The sequence below is a fragment of the Vibrio sp. FE10 genome, assembly GCF_030297155.1.
Lineage (GTDB): Bacteria > Pseudomonadota > Gammaproteobacteria > Enterobacterales > Vibrionaceae > Vibrio > Vibrio apostichopi.
Genome location: NZ_AP028067.1, coordinates 1,350,269 through 1,369,346, shown reverse-complemented (window position 1 = coordinate 1,369,346; position 19,078 = coordinate 1,350,269). Strand labels below are relative to the sequence as shown.

10 protein-coding genes are annotated in these 19,078 nt (G+C 43.9%); 4 read left to right on the top strand and 6 right to left on the bottom strand.

All coding sequences use genetic code 11. The features are described from left to right. Positions 1–4: 4 nt before the first annotated feature. Positions 5–10,396 carry a hypothetical protein gene (locus tag QUF19_RS06225; RefSeq protein ID WP_286297598.1) on the bottom strand — a complete coding sequence of 3,464 codons (10,392 nt, stop codon included), beginning with the start codon at positions 10,394–10,396 and terminating at the stop codon, positions 5–7. A gap of 308 nt (positions 10,397–10,704) precedes the next feature. Between QUF19_RS06225 and QUF19_RS06220 the strand changes: the two genes are divergently transcribed. The 3 genes from QUF19_RS06220 (at position 10,705) to QUF19_RS06210 (ending at position 13,663) form a co-directional block, all read left to right on the top strand. Continuing rightward, positions 10,705–11,163 carry a helix-turn-helix domain-containing protein gene (locus QUF19_RS06220; protein WP_286297596.1) on the top strand — a complete coding sequence of 153 codons (459 nt, stop codon included), beginning with the start codon at positions 10,705–10,707 and terminating at the stop codon, positions 11,161–11,163. Between the two features lie 49 nt (positions 11,164–11,212). After that, positions 11,213–12,244: an IS630 family transposase gene (locus QUF19_RS06215; RefSeq protein ID WP_270000015.1), complete on the top strand. Its 1,032-nt coding sequence runs from the start codon at positions 11,213–11,215 to the stop codon at positions 12,242–12,244. 72 nt (positions 12,245–12,316) lie between these two features. Further along, positions 12,317–13,663, top strand: a complete 1,347-nt coding sequence (locus tag QUF19_RS06210) for a helix-turn-helix domain-containing protein (RefSeq protein ID WP_286297594.1) — start codon at positions 12,317–12,319, stop codon at positions 13,661–13,663. 70 nt (positions 13,664–13,733) lie between these two features. On the opposite strand, the gene QUF19_RS06205 is transcribed toward QUF19_RS06210, so the two are convergent. From QUF19_RS06205 to QUF19_RS06185, 5 genes are all read right to left on the bottom strand, one after another. Beyond that, on the bottom strand, positions 13,734–13,970 hold the full coding sequence (locus tag QUF19_RS06205) for a VPA0252 family protein (RefSeq protein WP_286297592.1): 237 nt from the start codon (positions 13,968–13,970) through the stop codon (positions 13,734–13,736). A gap of 121 nt (positions 13,971–14,091) precedes the next feature. Continuing rightward, positions 14,092–14,595: a PqiC family protein gene (locus QUF19_RS06200; RefSeq protein ID WP_286297590.1), complete on the bottom strand. Its 504-nt coding sequence runs from the start codon at positions 14,593–14,595 to the stop codon at positions 14,092–14,094. Further along, positions 14,595–16,220 carry an intermembrane transport protein PqiB gene (pqiB, locus tag QUF19_RS06195; RefSeq protein WP_286297584.1) on the bottom strand — a complete coding sequence of 542 codons (1,626 nt, stop codon included), beginning with the start codon at positions 16,218–16,220 and terminating at the stop codon, positions 14,595–14,597. Before pqiB ends, QUF19_RS06200 begins: the two co-directional genes overlap by 1 nt. A 24-nt stretch (positions 16,221–16,244) precedes the next feature. Further along, a complete protein-coding gene (locus QUF19_RS06190; protein ID WP_286297581.1) occupies positions 16,245–17,492 on the bottom strand; it encodes a paraquat-inducible protein A in 1,248 nt (415 codons plus the stop codon). Between the two features lie 198 nt (positions 17,493–17,690). After that, positions 17,691–18,557 carry a LysR family transcriptional regulator gene (locus tag QUF19_RS06185; protein WP_286297579.1) on the bottom strand — a complete coding sequence of 289 codons (867 nt, stop codon included), beginning with the start codon at positions 18,555–18,557 and terminating at the stop codon, positions 17,691–17,693. A gap of 142 nt (positions 18,558–18,699) precedes the next feature. Here QUF19_RS06185 and QUF19_RS06180 point away from each other — a divergent pair, with 142 nt between their 5' ends. Then, complete coding sequence (locus QUF19_RS06180) at positions 18,700–19,074, top strand: YybH family protein (protein WP_102434221.1); 375 nt, start codon at positions 18,700–18,702, stop codon at positions 19,072–19,074. Positions 19,075–19,078 lie beyond the last annotated feature (4 nt).

The following is a 19,078-nucleotide window of genomic DNA, read 5'->3' as shown; positions in this document are numbered from 1 at the left end:
TGGCTTACTTCTGTTCACTTTCTTGCTCTTTGCGATGAACGCTAAAGTTGAACTTGGTGAGCTTGTTCGGGGTAATTCGCAACACTTTCGGGTTTTCGCTCACCACTTCCATAGAGGTGGATAGCGAATCAGTGTCCAACTTCACTAGGAAGTTCTTACCTTTCTTATTGAGTACCCATTGGTCGGGCACGTGGTAACGACCGTACTGGTCTGTGTAAATAACGATTCCCTCAACCGTCATTAACTTAACGCCCGGAATACCATCTTCGTAAATACCTTTGTTCTCGATAACGATTTCCCACAGGTAATCCTCGCCATCGCGATATAGGTTTCTGGTTACATTGAGGTTTTCCGCGCTCAGTCCCTTCTTCTTATCGGATTCATGCTTAAACTGAATCTGACCTTGTACATCAAACTCGATACGGGAGCCCGCATCGGTCGTGACAAAGAAATCAAAGCTCTGCTGTGTGCGAGTCTTAAATTGAATCACCACTTTGCTGGTTTCTGGCAGTGTTCGGTTTACTGAATGACCCCAAAGATCGCCAAGATCCAAGCCCTGCTCAAGCCCAGTGGTTATCGCACCATCTTGAACAGCAACGTCTTGACCATCACGGATGATGTGTGTCGAGTCGGCAATGTAGCCTTGCGTTGCTAGGTTCGCGCTTAACTCAACATCAAACGCGGTTGCGTCTGCTTGGAACCCATCCTTGTTGTGATCTTCAAAAACTTTACCGATGATCGATGAGGTATCGAACACCTTGTCCGGTTCTATGGTTACTTTGGCAGTATCTTCATTAGAAACCGCCGAGCCATCCACTTTTGCGACTGCGGTATTGATGTAGTCACCGAAGGTGGCACCTACCGATACACGCAATAGGTAACGGATACGCAGCTTCTCGCCCGGATCAAAGTTCAACGAAGTGAACATCAGCTTGCCAGTGTCTGATGGTTCTTGAGAGAGAACCTGATCGTCTTCCGTACCAAACTCACCATCAATACCGCTCAACACGATTTCTGACGTGTCCACGATGTATTTCAAACCACCCGGGTAACGGTCTTCTACCGTCACGTTCTTAAAGTAAGATTCATTATTGTTTTCAACGATGATCTCGTACTCAACCGCATCACCGACTTGTGCGGTATCTTGCAGTGCAGACTTGGTCAGTTCCAATATCCCAGAGTTATCTGGAATCTTCTTGATGTGAGTGGTTACGCTGTCGCTGGTTTCGGTACCGTCAGATTCTTTCGCCGTAAAGGTATTAGTGATGTCGTCATCCAAGCCTTTACCTAGCGTACCCACCACTTCAAATGCATAGGCATTTCGTTTTTGGGACTTCAGGTTAACGGTGGTGTCTAAATCTTTACTCGATGGGAAGCTATGACGTTGAATCACTGCGCCCGTGTCATCGACTTCCACACCTTCAATCGTCCAGTCGGTAAACACGTTATTGCCGACGCTATTTTGCAGTTCACTGATTTCATCGGTTAGACGAACATTCGCAGCATTACCTAAACCATTATTGGTCACGGCCAAGTAATAAGTGACACTGTCGTCATCTTCAGTGTATTCAGGTTTGTCTGAACGCTTCTCGACAACCAGATCAGCACCCACTGGAGGTAAATTCAAAGCTGACACCTGATTGCCAGTTATCTGCTTCGAAGCTTCAGAATCCGACATATCTTTAGAGCGAGCACGCTTCGTTGAACTACCAGTTAAGTCAAGGTAATAGCCAAAGACGTCAATGTTAGTCAGCATGTCTTCATTGACTGTCAAAATGAAGGTGTAATCAATATTGCCGCCAGGTGCAATATCGACAACGGTCGACAAGTCTCTATTATCTTCAAACGTGCCCGGTTGAGTTTCTGCTCCTTCCCACGTTGCGGTTAATGTACCTTCATCAAATGAGTTTCCAGTAATACCACCAATGTAATCGCCCATTGATTCTGCGAACTGTGTATAAATAGCAACATCTTTGGCTATACCACGACCAATATTTTGCACCACTAAGTGGTACTCAACCTGGTCACCCGGCACGTAATAAGGTGCGTCTGTATAGAGCTCAGCTTGAACAACCGCCGCAACGGTGTTGACCGGAGGGCTGACTACATCGCCGCCGTCTACTTGCGCAGTATTGATGATCTGTCCAGTCGCGGTATCGACTACGGTACCTTTTGAACGGAACACAACCGTGCCATGCGGTGCAATATCCACGCTGTATTCCGTTGGGCTGATTTGTTCAGCCATCGTCCCTACAGTGGTTGACTCCACCACCATAGAGGTGGTGCCAGAAACAAAAGCAGGCCCAGTTGTGTCATCGTAATATTCAACTTCAATAGTGCTCATGTCATCGACAACACTTAGGTCATTGATGTTGTTATTTGAAGTATTTTCAATCGTGATCAGGAACTCTAATTCACCACCCGGCATATACTCGGTCTGTACATTGGTTTTCGTCGCTACAAACTCAGAATCCTTCGGCGTCATGACTACCGTAGAATCTTGTGGTGTCCCGTTGTAAGTGATGGTCGCCGTATTACTGATATCGCCAATTGCAGTTGTACGAATCAATGCTTCAACATGAAACGTCACTGTACTTTGTGGAGCGATATCCATGGTAGCGTCGATGTCTTCACTCAACTCAAAGCTCTCCGGAGTAACAACCGTACGGTCATCGCTCGCTTCAAAGCTCACTTCCCACATTAGGAAGGCCGATTCTTGTTTGTCTGTCGTGGTGTCTACTTCAATGTCGCTGATAATATCTTGCAGCTGAACCGCAGAAGCAAAAGCATCAGAGCTATTGGTTACCTTAATCTCGTAGTGGCTCAACTTAGTCACTTCATACGATGGAGTGTCGACCGTTTTCTCGACAGAAACCATCGCTAATACAGGAGTGCTGGTTGCCTTGTCATCTAAAGTCGTGCCGTCAAAAGTAGCAGAGGCCATATTGGTGATATCACCGGTCGCAAGCGCATTCGTCGTGACTTGAATCGTGAACACAATGCTGTCTTCCGGGGCGATATCGAGCGTCTCGTTGAGGTCTTCACCACTGGTTGTGTCTGGTACTGGCGTTTCACCCGTCGTCGATACTGCTGAAATCTGGATTGAAGCAGGATCAAAGGCTTGCTTCGTCTCACCACCAGCGATCGTGGTTTCAACCGATTTAAGCGCATCTTCAATCGCAACGTCTTCTGCCCAACCTAAGCCGTTATTTTTAACGGTCACGGTGTATTGAAGTGTTTCTCCCGGAAGGTACTCTGCTTTATCAACGTCTTTCGTGATCTCAACTTGCGCGTCTTCTGGAATATAAGTCGCGTCTGCGGTGTACTCACCATCATCGCCAGCCACTTTGACTACGTTGGTGATCTCGCCTTTGGCTTTGTCATTTGTCGTGTTGGTTACAACAAATGAATAGCTATCGCCAGGATGAATGCTGTAAGTGGCGCTGTAACCTTGAGTGGTATTAGACACATCTTTGCGAGCATTCAGTGTTGGATCACCGCTACCATCAATCTTTTCATCACTGATGACCCAACTTCCGGTCAATGCTTGCTCTTGATCCGGGCTGTTAGCCACTTCAGTCATGATGGTATCGATACGATCCGTCAAGACTTGATCTACAAGGTAACCTTCTCCTGTGTTAGCCACGGTGATCTTGTATGAGATAGGTTGACCCGGTTGATACTTAGCATCAGGTTCTGCAATCGGTGTGGTTTCTTTGGTTAATACCAGCTTTCCCGATTTAGGAGTGATGTAACCTTCTCTCAAACGAATCATCTTTGAATCGTCTAAACCGTGTCGCAGATAAGCGGTATTGGTAAAGCGACCAATCGCGTCATCACGAACCTTACCTTCGATATAGATACGAACTGCTGTGTACTTGTCACCGCCGCCAGTACCCGCATCATCACGGCCTGCGATCTTGAGAGACTTAGCAGGGACATCGATGTCTGGGCTACTTTGCGAGACCAGCTTGTCTAGTTCAGAGAAGTCATTCGCATTGGGATCTAACGGCGCAGAGTTAGCCAGAACATCATAATCAAAAGTCCACTCCGTCAGTGCGGTTTGCATTGTTCCGTCGACAGTTTCAACTTCAAAACCACTGATGATGTCACGGATAGAGAACAGGCCAGTATCCACATCATCGTTGGTGATATCGATGTAGTAATTCACCGTGCCACCCGGTACGTAATCAGGCGTATCCGTCCACTTATCAACTAGAATGTTCGAGCGACCAGGGTTGAGGACAATATCGTTGGTGTTATCGCCATTCACTTGTGCCGTATTGGTGATGGTACCTGTCGCTGATGCAGAAACTCTGCCTTTCACGTCAAATACAATGTGCTCACCTGGGCGAAGGTCGACAGTTGCATTCAATGGCACACTGCCGTTGTAGTTACCTCGTACGTCATAAGAACCAACAGGTTCCACAGCAATCGCGGTGGTCCATTCAGAGAACGCATCATCACCATCTTCGGTTTTGATGGTATGAATGGCATCGATAACACTCACGTCATTCGCGATGCTATCACCCGTATTCTCTAGCGTAACTTGATACTCAACATCCCCGCGTGGTGCGTAGGTACAACTACTGCCATCGTTTGAGGGAACTGAACAACCAGCCGATTCACCATCGGTGTAAACCAAGGTTTTGAAATAGTCGAGCTCAGCTTCTTGAGGTGGGATAGTTTCTGATGTCGCTGACTCATTTTCTGCCGACACTTGGTTAGCTTCGATAGTACCCAACGCGTCGTCACGAATAATTCCTTTTAGATTGAACGTCAACACTTCACCCGCGGCAATATCGGTTTCAATATTCAGGTTACTGTTTGGATTATAGCTAGGAACATAAGTATCGACGTTAGCATCAATACCATTGCTGCCTTCGTGAGTGATATCGCCAGAAACAAAAGCGGATTCCATTGTTCCGCCGATAACCTCAACTTGAATATCCTTTACCGTGTCTTTGATCTGAATATCATTTGCCCAACCGTTTTCAGGGTTAGTGACCACAAACTCATACTCAACTTCGTCGCCCGGCAGATAGGTATCTCCATCGTTAAACGGATTACCATTAATCGACACTACGCGTTTTTCAACACTGATATTGTTTCCAAGCGGTGTTAGTTTGGAACTACGAACATTGCCGTCGTAACTTGCCTTGTTGATGATTTCACCCAATGCATCTTCACGAATCGCAGCATGAATAGTGAACATTAGACTTTCTTGAGGCGCGATAACAATGTCGTTATCAATATCAACGTTGTTACCAGAAACAAAGTCAACCGCGTCCGTAATCGAATCAACCGCTGCCGTTTTTTCTAACTGCACTTCCCAACCAGACAAAAATGGCTGCCCGACTGGGTCACTGCCAGAAGTCGAGGCATCTTCTGCAATACGAGTCTGAATTTCTGAAATGGTATCTTCGAGGCGAGAGCCATATTCAATGCCATTACCCGTGTTCTTAATTTGAACGCGGTAGTAAACCTCACTCTCACCTGCGGCTTGAGAATATTCAGATTTGTCCGAGGAGAAGCCAGCGTCATAGAACGCCTTTTTCGAGAATGCTATTTCGGGGTCAGACATCGACGCAGGCGGAGAAACCGCTATCAGTTCGTTTCCAGAGTCTTCGTCAATGTAAGCTCTGTTAGTAAACGAGCCTACTGCTTTAGGACTGATTTTAGCTTTAACAACATAACGCACAAAAGCTGATGACGTTGCGCGACCAAAATTATCTGCAGAGATATCGAAGTGCGTATCAATCGGTTGGTTATCTTGAATCGAGTTATCAACGTCTGGGTCAGAGATTCCTGAGCTGTCTGTAAACGTTTCGATGGACCAACTATCAAATGCTGGACCACGAGTTTCATCGTAGTATTGAGTGTTAATTTGGTCGATGTCATCACGCAGACTCATATCATCAACGTGAGCGCTCGCAATATTCTCGATTAAGATTTCATATTCAATGTAACCCCCAGGCATGTAACTTGTCGCACCCGGAATCTCTTTACCATCCGTATCGTAGTAAGCCAAAATATTTTTCTCAAAATCGACTTTACGAGCTTCTTGTTGAATATTGTGAGAAATCGTGTCGCCATCAACGGTCAATACATTAACAACACCGCCATTAGCTTTGTCATTAATGGTCGCGACTACTTGGTACTCAAGTGTCGCTCCCATCGGAATATCGGCCTCTTCGTTTAAATTGCTGTCTGTTGATGTGTAAACCTTACCGGCGCCCGCACCTGCGTCTACATATTCAGAATCGGTGCCAGATGCGATAGATGTAATGGTCCACGTTGAATAAGCAGGCCCAGTCGTACCGTCTACGAGATCGACTGTAATATCTTTGAGGTTATCGACGATTGGAATGTCGTGAGCATTACCTTTACCGTCATTCTCAACGACTAAATGATAAGTAACCGTCTTACCAGGTTCATACACCACTTCGTCCGTGGTTTTATCAAAAGAGAGGTGGTAGTCATCAGGAAGCACCACGGTATCACGGTAATGAATATCACCAGTCGCATCAGGTCTAACGATACCTGTCACCGTATAAGTCACATCTTCTCCGGCATCAATATCAATAGAGGTCACGATATTCGTGTCGTCTGCAACATTGCCGTCTTTTGTGCCATCGGTTGTACCCGCGTTTACAGGGTCACTCTTAGCCACCGAAACCGTAAACTTGTTTTCACCAACCGAATCGTCGAAGAATGGATTACCTGACGTGCCGTCTTGAAGCTCAACCGAGATATCATTGATCAGTTCATTGACGTCAACATTGTTGCGATAGCCGTGCCCATCTTGAGAGTTGTATTTGATGGTGTAAGTCAGTTCATCGCCCGGAGAGTAGCGGTTGATATTGGTCGTCCGAACCACTGTGCCGTTATTGTGAACTTGATGGTTTTCAGCTACGGCACGTTTCGCGTACTCGCAGTCGTCGGTACAATCAGCATCGTCAGCATGAATCAACACCGCTTCGTTACGGATGATACCGGCGTCTCTATCTGCGACTCCATTCGATACCGCATTGTCTTTGACACGCGCTTTAATGCGGACGGTAACAAGCTCACCAGCTTTAATCGTCAGTGGGATCTCTACATCTTCAGTCGTATCAGGCCCAAAACCCGCACCACTATCAACCGACCAATACTCAAACGGATTTTGATCGACAAGATCTTCCACTTCACCATCTTTATCGTTGGCAAGCGTTGTGGTGATCTCACTCAATCGATCCAAAAAGATAAGATCAGTTTCGTCTGTATCTCCATTGTTACTAATTACGATAGTGTAAGTGAGATCTTCACCCGGCGTGTAACGAACCACATCGGTCGTTTTGGCTAGTGATACATTGATGTCATAAGCACTGTTCGAGTTGTCTATTTGTGCAGAAGAGCTGTGTTCACGGTCTGTAATTGGGTCATAAACATCAACACGGTTTGATACTTGGTCTTCTTCATAATCAGACTTAACAACACCACTGACTTCGTAGTGCACCCACCCGCCAGGAGTAATATCCACATCAGTATCGATGTCTGCATTGTCAGAGATATCACCGTAGCGAGATCCCGGCTCATCCGTATTGGTTGAACCGACAATAGTCCAACTTTCAAAGAAGTTAAGCGCTGAAATACTGTCTTTTACCGTTGCGTCATTTGCGTAGCCAACACCTCGGTTATAAATATAAATATCGAAGGTAGTACGCTCTCCTCCCACAAAGTCAGAGTTTTGAGCCGTCTTATCGACAATAAGATTAGGTTCACTTGGGTAGGTGTGAACGGTATCCGATAGGTTGGTATCAATGCCCGTGACCGTTGCAGTATTGCTGAAGTCTCCCCAGAGGATTTCAGTATCATCACTTCGATCCAATTTACCGACAATGGTATACGTAATAGTTGCGCCCGGCGGGATTTGTGCAACGGCATCCAAGTCCTCACCGTCTAAGAATTCACCAGGATCAGTAACGGCTTCTGCCCAAGGAGAGGTTGCTTCTTTTTCAGCACTGATCGTCCACGAAGAGAACACCTGCTTGGTTGCACCCGGAACATGCAGTAGCTCAGCTTTTATCGTGCTGATTTCATCTTTGACATTGATGTTAGACGCAAAACCATTCCCTTCAGGATTGGTAATGCTGATCCTATAAGTCACTTCCTCTGTCGTGTCAGTGTAAGCGCTTTGCTCATTGTTACCATCGACACGTTTATCCAAGACTAGGTAATAGTCCCTCGGGTATGAACCTCTGTCGGAATAAAGCACGCTGTCTACCGTCACTTGATTTCGAATCTCATCATCTGCAATCGGATTTACCACTGCTGCAATGCTGTAGATGATTTTGTCGTGAGGGGCTAATTTAGCCTTTACATCAAGGATCTTTTTATTACTCTGATCACCTTCAATCTCACCACTGAATCCGGGATCACTGTTTGTTGATACTAAGTTATCTGAACCGTAAGATTTCGCCGTCACTTCCCAGCTCAAATACGCGTTGATTGGCGTACCATCGATTGAATTGGTCATGACTGACACTAAATCATCATAAACAGGTACATCGATCGCGTAGCCATCACCATTATTTTCTACAGTAATTTCATAATTGAGTGTGCCACCTGCAGAGTAGTAGCGAGAATCCACCTCTTTCTGTACTTTCAACTTGGAGTTTGGCATTTGTACGCCAGAACCCGACTCACCTAGGTTATCTCCCAGACACAAGCCTGCATCGGTACCATCATCGACAATTTGACCGACACTGGTATCTGCTACTTTTGCTGTCAGCTTATAGTGAACAAAGCCCTCAGGAGCAAGATCGACTTTTAGGTTGATGTCGTTCGTTGTCCAAGCCCCATAATTAAATGAACCATAGTTAGAACCCTCACCACTGCTTTCATCCACTTCCAGTTTCCATTCGGAGAACGCAGAAGCATTAGTGCCATCGGCTTGTTCTGTCACGATACAAGCAAATTTATCGATCACTTCAATATCGTTTGCGAAAAATTCAGTGTCTTTGTTGGAGATAACAATGTCGTATACAACTTCATTTTCACCCGCTATTCCGGGCACATAAGTGGTATCCGTTGTGTTCTTGTTACGAGTAATTTGGCTTGATGAAGAATCTAAAACATCTTCCGTATTTAGAGGAGTAGTCACCACATCAGCGGAATCTGCCGTGCCTTCAGCATTCACGACGCGCGCGATAACTTTAGGAATTTCGCCTATAGACACAGGGCTTACATCGACCTCAACCGAGTAAAGGATCTCCTCACCAGGGTAAATAGAGACTGTATCGTTCAGTGAACGGTTGGATTCAACGCCGCTAACGGCCAGTTCAGAAGTACTGTTAGCACCAATAGTAATAACTTGATTGGTCCAAGATTCGTAAGGATTACCCGTTGTATCGTTAGCATTTCTATCATCGCTAACATCGTTTCCTAAATCAGTTTCAAGGTCGGCAAGTAATTGCTGAACAGAATAGTGATACGCAATACCAGAGTCTTCTTGGTTGGTTACGGTAACCGTGTAAGAGAACTCATCATCAACAAGGTAGTTATCTGTTTGGTTTAAGGTATGTTTCAGAGTGATATTAGGTTGTGTAGGTGGCGTGGTGATTACATCACCCGTTACTAGAGCATCTCGTGTTTCCGCCGTTATGCTGTCATTAACGATGTCGCCGACGAGTTTGTCGGCAACAGTCGTTCGAATCGTGTAGGTGATAGATCCACCAATATCTATCGATGCATCAGCGACTGACAAGTCCCCTGAAGAACTAAAGGTACCTGCATCACTATCGCCACCTTGTACCTCGGCTGAGTTCACATTGTTAGTGAAGGCCTGTTGAAGAACGCCATCAATGTCGAGTGCCTTAATATCTGAAATTGCATCGTGAACATCAAGCGTTTGAATCACCGTATCGCCAGTATTCGATACCTTGATCGAGTACGTCAGTTCTTTATTCAGTTGGTAGTTTGTCTTATCGACTGACACCACAACATCGTGTTGGTACAAACTTCTCTGAATGGATTCCGTATTTGATTCAACAGAATCGAGAGGTCCAGAGCTTGCACTTGCCACGTTATCAATCGTACCCGCCGCATCACTAGAAACTGTAGCAGTCATCGTATAGGTCACCGACCCGCCCGCCGTAACACGAACGTCAGTCGCTTCTAGATTACCAAAACGATTGTAAGTGCCCGGTGACGAAAGAACGTTCGACCGAGCTTCAATCAATACCTCAGTAAAGGCGTTAACGTTATTCCCTTCATCGTCTGTCGTTAAGATATTTAATAGCTCATCTTTAACGTCAAAACCATGGATGGCTGTATCCGACTCATTCGTTAAAACAAGCGTATAAACCACTTCCTGGTCATTGTCGTAAGACGCACTATCAACAGACAGGTCCATTGTTAAGCCGGTAGTGTCCGCATAGGAGGCAAATGGAACCAATAAAATGGATAAGAGAAAGATAAGGTTGTATCTGAACATTAACGCGCACTTCACAGTAGATTGACAAGTCTCTAGGCCGAATGCCATAGATTTGACGTCACTAATTTGGCACTTTGCCTTTTAGGGACATGCGCAACATACAGTTCAAATATTCTGAACAATTAACATCCATAAAAAACAAATTGATGGCGATGTTAAATAGCGAGTCGGATGTCTAAATTAGAATCAACTTATTAAGTTAATTATCAAAAGGTTAGTGTTTTAAGATGAGTGAATTTTCACAGTTGCTACGTAACTTAAGAAAGGAACTTAAATTTACACAAACGGAATTTGCAACCTACTTAAACCACCTAGATGATGAGTTTAATGCGGTTGATGTTGTAACGATAAATCGTTGGGAAAACAACAAGGTAAAGCCTAGCGCTTACAAAGCACTCAAGATCTTGCAGTACCTTGGGGGGGACTTGTTTGGTACAATAAGAAGCTTTAAATCTGACCCAAAAGATACGTTAATCGATCTGTTTTTAAACGAATCTTATGGCTCATTTCAAAGTAGAATTTCAGCAGTATCAGGCCTGAATAAGCAACAAGGCAATCGCAACTTTAAGTCACTGCCTTTAATGTCAAAGCAGTGCGACACTGGCGTCATTGACAGAATAAAACTACTTTCTAAGTTCACCAAAGTAGACATTTCACCACTGAATCAAATTGACTTATACCCGTGATCATTGAAGGTGCTTGATTTTCTTTAAAATCAGGATCATGCTACGAACCATGAAAATTACACTGACTCCTCAGCAGAAACTACAACTCGAACAAATGCACGACATTGAACGTGATAGTCGGGTCTGCGACCGTATTAAGGCTGTTTTGCTGGCTTCTGAAGGCTGGAGTCAGACTATGATTTCACAAGCTCTTCGTATTCACGAATCGACTGTTGCTCGTCATCTCAGTGATTATGTTTTCTCTGAAAAACTTAAGCCTGAAAATGGCGGAAGCCAAAGCAAGCTTTCTGCAACTCAAACCATGCACCTAATCGAGCATTTGACTGAGAAAACCTATTCTCACACGCATCAAATTGTCGCCTACGTTAAAGAGACATTTGGACTTGATTACACGGTTTCTGGTATGAACAAATGGCTTCACCACAATGGTTTTAGCTACAAGCAGCCGAAAGGCGTTCCACACAAATTTGATGAAGCAAAACAACAAGCTTTCATCGAGGCTTATGAAGCGCTAAAGGCAAGCTGTGGCGAGGATGAATCGATAGTCTTTATTGATGCAGTTCACCCAACACTATCAACAAAAATATCTCGTGGCTGGATACGAACTGGTCAGGATAAAGTGATTGAAACAACGGGTAATCGTAGCCGATTGAACATTATTGGCGCACTGAACCTATCGGATATCGGTGCAACCATTGTTCACGACTATGAGAACATTAACAGTGAAACGATTGTTCGCTTTTTCTGTAAGTTAAGAGAGAGTTATCCGTTAACCCATAAGCTTCATATCATCTTAGATGGTGCGGGGTATCACCGCAGTGACTTAGTCAAAGATGCGGCGTTTGTCCTGAATATTGAACTGCATTATCTTCCACCTTACAGCCCAAACCTCAACCCAATAGAGCGGCTATGGAAAGTAATGAATGAGAAGTCGAGGAACAACGTTTACTTCAAAAGAAAACGGGACTTCAAGGAGGCAATAGACCAATTTTTTGCAGTGACTCTTCCAGAGATCGCAGGCTCTTTGACATCTCGAATTAATGATAATTTTCAGATTCTCAAGCCTGCATCTTCAAGTTGATTCGGTATATATCTCTATTACTGTGAGAAAAAAGCACACGGTCACAAACTCATAAATGGAAATGACGAGATTGTGAGTCACAACTTAGGCTTTTTCTTTGAAGAGCATCAATTTGAAATATTAAAGACTCAAGAGCTGGATATAAGAATGGCCTGCTCTTTAAAATCAAGCAAGAACATAAATTATTTTAATATAAGCTCGCACTCAGAAACAGAACACCATGTGATTGAGCATATAGTTTCAGATATAAAGTTACTTTCTCAAAGCAAAAACATAAAGAAATACTCTGTTTTAGTAAAAGATCCCAATATGATGAAACTCTTGAAGGGAGTGGGATTTGAAGTATTCAAATTTTCAGCACCTTCTGCTGAAAAATCTAATATTACATTCAAAAAAAAATATTATAGCTACTGTATATTAACTATTGATAAAATAGACTATCTGACGAATCGGAACGTTATGTCACTAATCAAAGATGGATATTCTACCACGATGAAATTTTCACATTTACTGCGTGAATCACGTAAAAAATTGAAATTAACGCAAAAGGATTTCGCGGCATACATCAATCACTTAGATGATGAATTCAGCTCTGTAGATGTCGTAACGATTAATCGATGGGAAAATAGCAAAGTAAAGCCAAGTAATTACAAAGCCCTAAAGCTATTGGACTGCCTTGGCCTGGACTTGTATACAACGTTGAAATCCTTTAATTCAGAAGATAACGAAGACAGTGTACTACTTGAAGACTTCCTTCGTGAGAGGTTCTTTTCGTTTCAAAGCCGAATATCATCTATCACTAAAGGGGAGATAGAAGAAGGCTGCGACTGTCAGATAATGCCCTTGATGACAGATCAGAATGACAAAGCAGTAATAGATAGAATAAAGCTGATTTCGCAATATACAAAGGTGGACCCTTCAGCTCTTGATACTATCGACCTGTTTCTCTATTGCAGTGAAAAAAAAGCACATGGCAGAAAAATGGTCGATGTTAATGGCGATATTGTTAGTCATAGCCTAGGTTTTTTCTTCAACGAAGAGGTATTCGAGCAATACCGAAATAAGCATCTGCATATTAAGCAAGCATGCTCTTTAGATTCTAATCATAACTTAAATTACATTGTGGTTAGCGGTCATTCCGAGAAGCGCGAACAATCTATTGCGAACCTGATTTCCGATATGAAGCTTCTTGCAAGAAATACTAAAATTAAAAAGTATTCGATGATCATAAAAAATCCAAACGCATTAGAGCTAATGAAGAATCTCGGGTTTGAGATCTATAAGTTCTCAGAGCCAACAGAAGAGATGTCGAATATCACCTTTAAAAACAAGTCATACCGATACTGTATATTAACCATCGACAAGATCGAATTGCTTAGTAATAAGCATGTTATATCTTTCATTAATAAATATGGTTGAGTTGTTATAGACTCCAATTATAAAGAAGCCACCGTATAAACGGTGGCTTCTTTAAATCTAGAAATTTGGGTTAATCTCGACGACCGGTTAACTCAATCGCGTGATCTTGAGTGTCAGTTTGGAATTTTAAACCACCAGCAGATGCTTCGTTGCGGCCTTGTAATACAGGTTCTGATTCAACACGCTCTACATTAGTTTGGTTCGGGGCTGTCAGGTTCATATCGATTGTACCTGTGTAATTACCATCTGCCGCAAACGCTGTATTCATTGAAAGAGCCATTAGGCCTAGTGCGATTAATTTTTTCATACATCACCTCTGTATTTCATCATTCGTTTTTTCTTTCGATGGATTTACTTTAGCCATCAACAACCAAACAAACGAGGAAAACCGAGATTTACCAAATAGAAAACAGCTCTAAAAATGACCTTTAAGGTAACTGCGACTGGATATCAGACAGGGCCTCATCCAGCCCTTCACCTAACGCCTCAACAAGTGCTTCATAACCTGCTTCTTTCAATGGCACCTTAGAATCAAACTCAGCACGCGCAAGCTCTGCATCTTGTTCGCTTAGCACCCAAGTTCCTTTCACTTCTGCGTTACCTGTATAAGATCCATTGAACTGCTCAAAGGTTATCGTTAGCTCTTTATCTGCAGCGCCCGTAGCATTAGAACTGTTGACCCTCTCTTCGAGTAACCCTTCTAGATTTTCCGCCCACACATGTTTGCGTGCAGAAACTAATTCATTTTCAGATTTGCGATAAGCGATGCCAATGGTGTCCAAGTAATCAGGTAGCTCTACCCGAGTTTTTACCTTAAAGATTGGTTTATCTAGTGTACTTTTCGGCAAGAGATAGGCGTTAGTGCCATCAGTGGGAGTCGCACATCCCAAGAGTCCGACCAACATAACCAGTGATATCAATAGCTTTCTCATTATTCCACTCCCTTAACTGGAATCGGGTCTTCTTCCACATCGCTGCCAAACACCAACGCATTTGGTTTGTCGTTTAATACCTTGATCAATGGGCGAAGCTCTTTAAGCACATGCTCCAACTCTTCAGATGCACTGATCAATTGCTTGTAGGCGTCAGAATCATCGTCGTAGCTTTCTAATGTCGTTTCAAGTTGCTTCATGGTTTCGCTCAGATCTTGAGGCAACGCTTTTGCGCCCTCGCTGTCCAGTAATTCATCCATACTCTTCAAAGTGGTGTCTAAAGAGGCAAGCGAGCCATTTAAGTTAGCAACAGTCGCATCCAGCGGAAGCTCATTAATCTTGGTTAGGAAATCGGTGATCTGCTTTTGAATCTCAGTGAAGCCACCCGGCACGACGGGGAATACAGGATAACCATCAAACTCTCTCGGCTCGTAAGGGTCTTCGTCTTCATAGAAGTTAATATCGACAAACAACGCGCCCGTGAGCAAGTTACCTGTTTTCAACGTCGCCCTTAAGCCCTCTCCCATCTGAAGTTTGACCCGCTCAGCAAAGCTTTCAGCATTTACGGCTCTAAAGACTTCCGAAACACGCTCTATTTCTAGCTTAATTAAGATTGGAATTCGATTCGATACCTTGCCATCTTTGTCCATGCGAATCTGTAACGGCACCGTATCCACCGTACCAATCCGGACACCACGATATTCGACTGGGGCACCTTTTCTTAAACCTCGAACCGATTCTTCAAACAACAATACGTAGTCAATCGAAGTGGTGTATTTACCTTGTAGTACCGCATCGTAGTTGTCGTAAAGCGTATACTCGTGCAAGTTTTCTTTGATCTGTAACCCCGGTTTAATGCTCTCCGCGACATCAAAGCTCACACCACCCGTTAATATGCTTTCGATCGATGCGAAGTTAACGTCTAAGCCATTGGCACCAAACCTCACATCAATTCCTGAAGATAACCAAAACTGAGTCTTTTCGAAGATCAAACCATCGTAAGGCGCGAAGATAAACAGTTGGTATTTACCCTCTTTCTTTTGATAATCAAAACTCGTTTTTTCAACACGACCGACAACAAAACCATGGTGTAACACCGGCTCGCCAACATTGAGTTGATTCGCCTTGTTGTGTGAGACCACCACTCTTATTCCTTTGGTATCTGGCCCTGCGACCGGAGGCGTGTCTAGCACATCGAACTTCAATTGAGATTCACTCGATTTACCCGGCTTCAATTCAATATACGACCCCGACAAAATGGTCTCCAACCCGCTAATACCATCTGTGCCGACATGGGGCTCAACCACCCAGAATTGAGTTTCTGTATTGATCATGCGAGAGGCTTTTTTGTCTATCTGAGCTTTCGCTATGATGTATTCATAATTTTCACTTAATGCCACATCGGTGATGGTACCCACATGGACATTTTTAGACTTAATCGCCGTTTTTCCCGCTTCAATGCCCGAGGCATCAGGCAAGATCAGGGTTATCTCCGGCCCACGATTATTGAAGTACTGGAACAACATCCAGCACCCAACCAATACCGCGATAATCGGCACAATCCAAACAGGTGAAATCTCACTCTTTTTCGATACTTCTGCATCTGAAACGTTTTGTTTATCCATATGTCCCACACCTCTTAGGGGAGATTACTTCCATATAATTCGAGAATCGAAAATCATCGCTGACAACATGGTGAAGATGACTACCGAAGCAAAAGACAACGCTGCGGGACCCGGGTAAATGGCCATGACCCCGTCGAGTTGAACCAAAGCAACCAAGATTGCGACAACGAAAATATCTATCATCGACCAACGGCCAATGAACTCAGTGATACGATAGATTTTGAGGAAACGATTTGCTTCATGCGCTGGTAGCCCCTCAACCCTTTTTGCGTTCCAATACAGATAAGCCAAAGCGACCATTTTGGCCATTGGAATAAACACACTCGCAAGAAGAATGACCATAGCGACAGGGTATGATCCCATATTCCACAATATGATCACCCCTTCTATGATTGTGGAACCTTCACTCGTCCCGAACGCAGACGTATACATCATTGGATAGAGGTTTGCCGGGATGTAGAAAATGATGGAGGTGAGTAATAGAGCCCACGCTATCTGAAGGTTTTGGGTTGGATTAAATCGATGCAGATGGACATGACAGCGAGAGCATTGAGTCAGATTGTCATCATAGAGATGGACTTGCCCACAGACATGGCACACTAAATGATCATGCTTTTGAAACAGGCCACCGGTGACAGTTCCATCCAACGGTTTTGGTGGTATTAACTGATCCCAAATCCAATCAAAATCGACTAATGACATCGTCTTAACCACTAACATAGCGTAAATGCCAAATGCCCAAAAAGAGATACCCATAGATACATCGGCTAGAGCGGCAATTTTAATCAAACTGACGAGCACACCAATCAAAAATACATCTACCATCAACCAGGGTTTCACCCAACTCAATGTTTTTAATACAAAGATAGCTAAACCGCTTGGCGCGTGTGAGTGTTTTGATTTCCTTTCTGTTAATGCATAAAACCAAAGCACACTAATAAGAAAATAAGCAGGAAGGAAAATGACAGCGAGAAACAATAACGCGGCAATCGAAGTGTTATCGAGCCGGTTCATCATTTCGACAGCTTGATACAAGGTTATTTGTTGACTGATACCTTGCACGCTAAAAGACATATAAGGGAAGATCAGGCTCATCACTAGCGTTATCAAACTGGCCGATGCATAAGCCATCACACCCTGCCCTTTGCTTGCTCCAATACTACATAAAGTATGTTTACAGCGAGGGCACGATGCCTCACTTCCCGGCGGCAATTCACGGAACTGGCTGACTAACCCACACTCGATGCATGATTTGGTACAAAGATCAGACAATAACTAAACCTCTTAGCATTTGATAAGCAACTAGACACTAAGACTAACTATAAGTAAGGGTTTGATTTTTCGCCAATATCCACACAATTAAACGAACACGATAAGGTAGAAATGAGAGGTAGAGAGATAAAAGATGAAATGACCGATTGGCTATCTCACCTTAGTTGACGGGCTCTTTTGCTGAAAGCCTCCCATCAATTAAATAAAGCTCTGTTTCAGCTTATCTTCCAACGCTTGAACGCAAAGTTTGATGGCGATAGGTGTGTTGGAAGCGAATGGGTTCAGCGCATAAACGGTGTTAGTGGGTAATTGAAAGCTAGGCATAATGTCGACCACCTCATCGGATAGCTGATGAAGGTAGAAATCTGGAATTACACCAATGCCAACGCCCGACTTGATCAAGGCAAGGCAACTGTGAAAAGAGTTAGTGGTACAGCTGGCTTGCTGTTGGTAGACAAAGTCTTGCTCATTTTGAGAACTAAAATGATGAGTCACCTGTTTCCCCTGCCAAGAATTGGCGATGTAAGGGATAAATTCAAGTTCTCTATCTCGCATACCTTCGATGCCACACAGCACGTCTTTAAACTCGCCTAAGCGCTTTTGCTTGAGGCTACTGTCACGCGAGCTGCCCACTCGTACCGCAAGGTCAATATCGTGTTCCATGAAATCTAAGTGCTGATCATCGCTGATCAGTTCTGGTTTTAACTTTGGGTATTGCTTCATCAGCTCTGCAATAACAGGCGCGACCAACAAATCCATCAACGCATTCGGAGCCGTAATTCGAATTCGACCTTGTGGCTCTTCTAACTCAGCTTTGGCCATATCCCAAGCAGAGTCAGCAATCACGTTAATGTCTTTGCAACTTAAATAGAAACGCTCACCCATACTGGTCAGGGTTTGTCTGCGTGTTGTGCGTTTGAGAAGCGAAGCACCTAGCTCTTGCTCCAGAATTTTGAGGTGCTGACTGACGACGGACTTAGATAACTCAAGCTTTTCAGCCGCAGCTGATACTGAACCCTGCTCTACGATGTGAGCGAAAATCGACATCTGCTTTAGCTTACTCATTCTATTGTTCTCTTTTTACATACAGTATTTTCTATTATCTCTGTTTTTCAAATCAATTTCCAAGACTAAACTCAATCCAACTTATCGAGACACCCAAATCAAAGACACAGTGTTTGAAAGAAGACTGCTATGGAGAAAAGCAATGTTAAACAACCAAGTATTAGAAGCATGTAAGCAAGGCATTAACGCATGGCAGAAAGCATTCAACAGCCAAGATGCAAAAGGTTGTGCGGATCAGTACTCTGAGTCGTGTGTGATGGAAGCTCGTCCATTTGGTACCTTTGAAGGTCGTGAAGCAATTCAAGCGTTTTGGCAAAACATCATCGACCAAGGCTTCAAAGACGTTGATTACACCGATGTTAAGTGGGAAGAACACCCAGAAGGCGGCTACATTCTGACGGCTAGCTGGACCATGAACAAAGCATTTGGTGTTGTCCATCGTGAACATTGGGCATTAGAAGCGGATGGCTGTGCTCGTCTAGTTAGTGACGACTTCGAAGTTCAAGGCGAACGCTAGAGCT

What these genes read in the sequence shown, in the direction of transcription:
- QUF19_RS06225 (WP_286297598.1), bottom strand. Translation starts at nt 10,396, where the DNA reads ATGGACCTGTCTGTTGATAGTGCGTCTTACGACAATGACCAGGAAGTG.
- QUF19_RS06220 (WP_286297596.1), top strand. Translation starts at nt 10,705, where the DNA reads ATGAGTGAATTTTCACAGTTGCTACGTAACTTAAGAAAGGAACTTAAA.
- QUF19_RS06215 (WP_270000015.1), top strand. Translation starts at nt 11,213, where the DNA reads ATGAAAATTACACTGACTCCTCAGCAGAAACTACAACTCGAACAAATG.
- QUF19_RS06205 (WP_286297592.1), bottom strand. Translation starts at nt 13,970, where the DNA reads ATGAAAAAATTAATCGCACTAGGCCTAATGGCTCTTTCAATGAATACA.
- QUF19_RS06200 (WP_286297590.1), bottom strand. Translation starts at nt 14,595, where the DNA reads ATGAGAAAGCTATTGATATCACTGGTTATGTTGGTCGGACTCTTGGGA.
- pqiB (WP_286297584.1), bottom strand. Translation starts at nt 16,220, where the DNA reads ATGGATAAACAAAACGTTTCAGATGCAGAAGTATCGAAAAAGAGTGAG.
- QUF19_RS06185 (WP_286297579.1), bottom strand. Translation starts at nt 18,557, where the DNA reads ATGAGTAAGCTAAAGCAGATGTCGATTTTCGCTCACATCGTAGAGCAG.
- QUF19_RS06180 (WP_102434221.1), top strand. Translation starts at nt 18,700, where the DNA reads ATGTTAAACAACCAAGTATTAGAAGCATGTAAGCAAGGCATTAACGCA.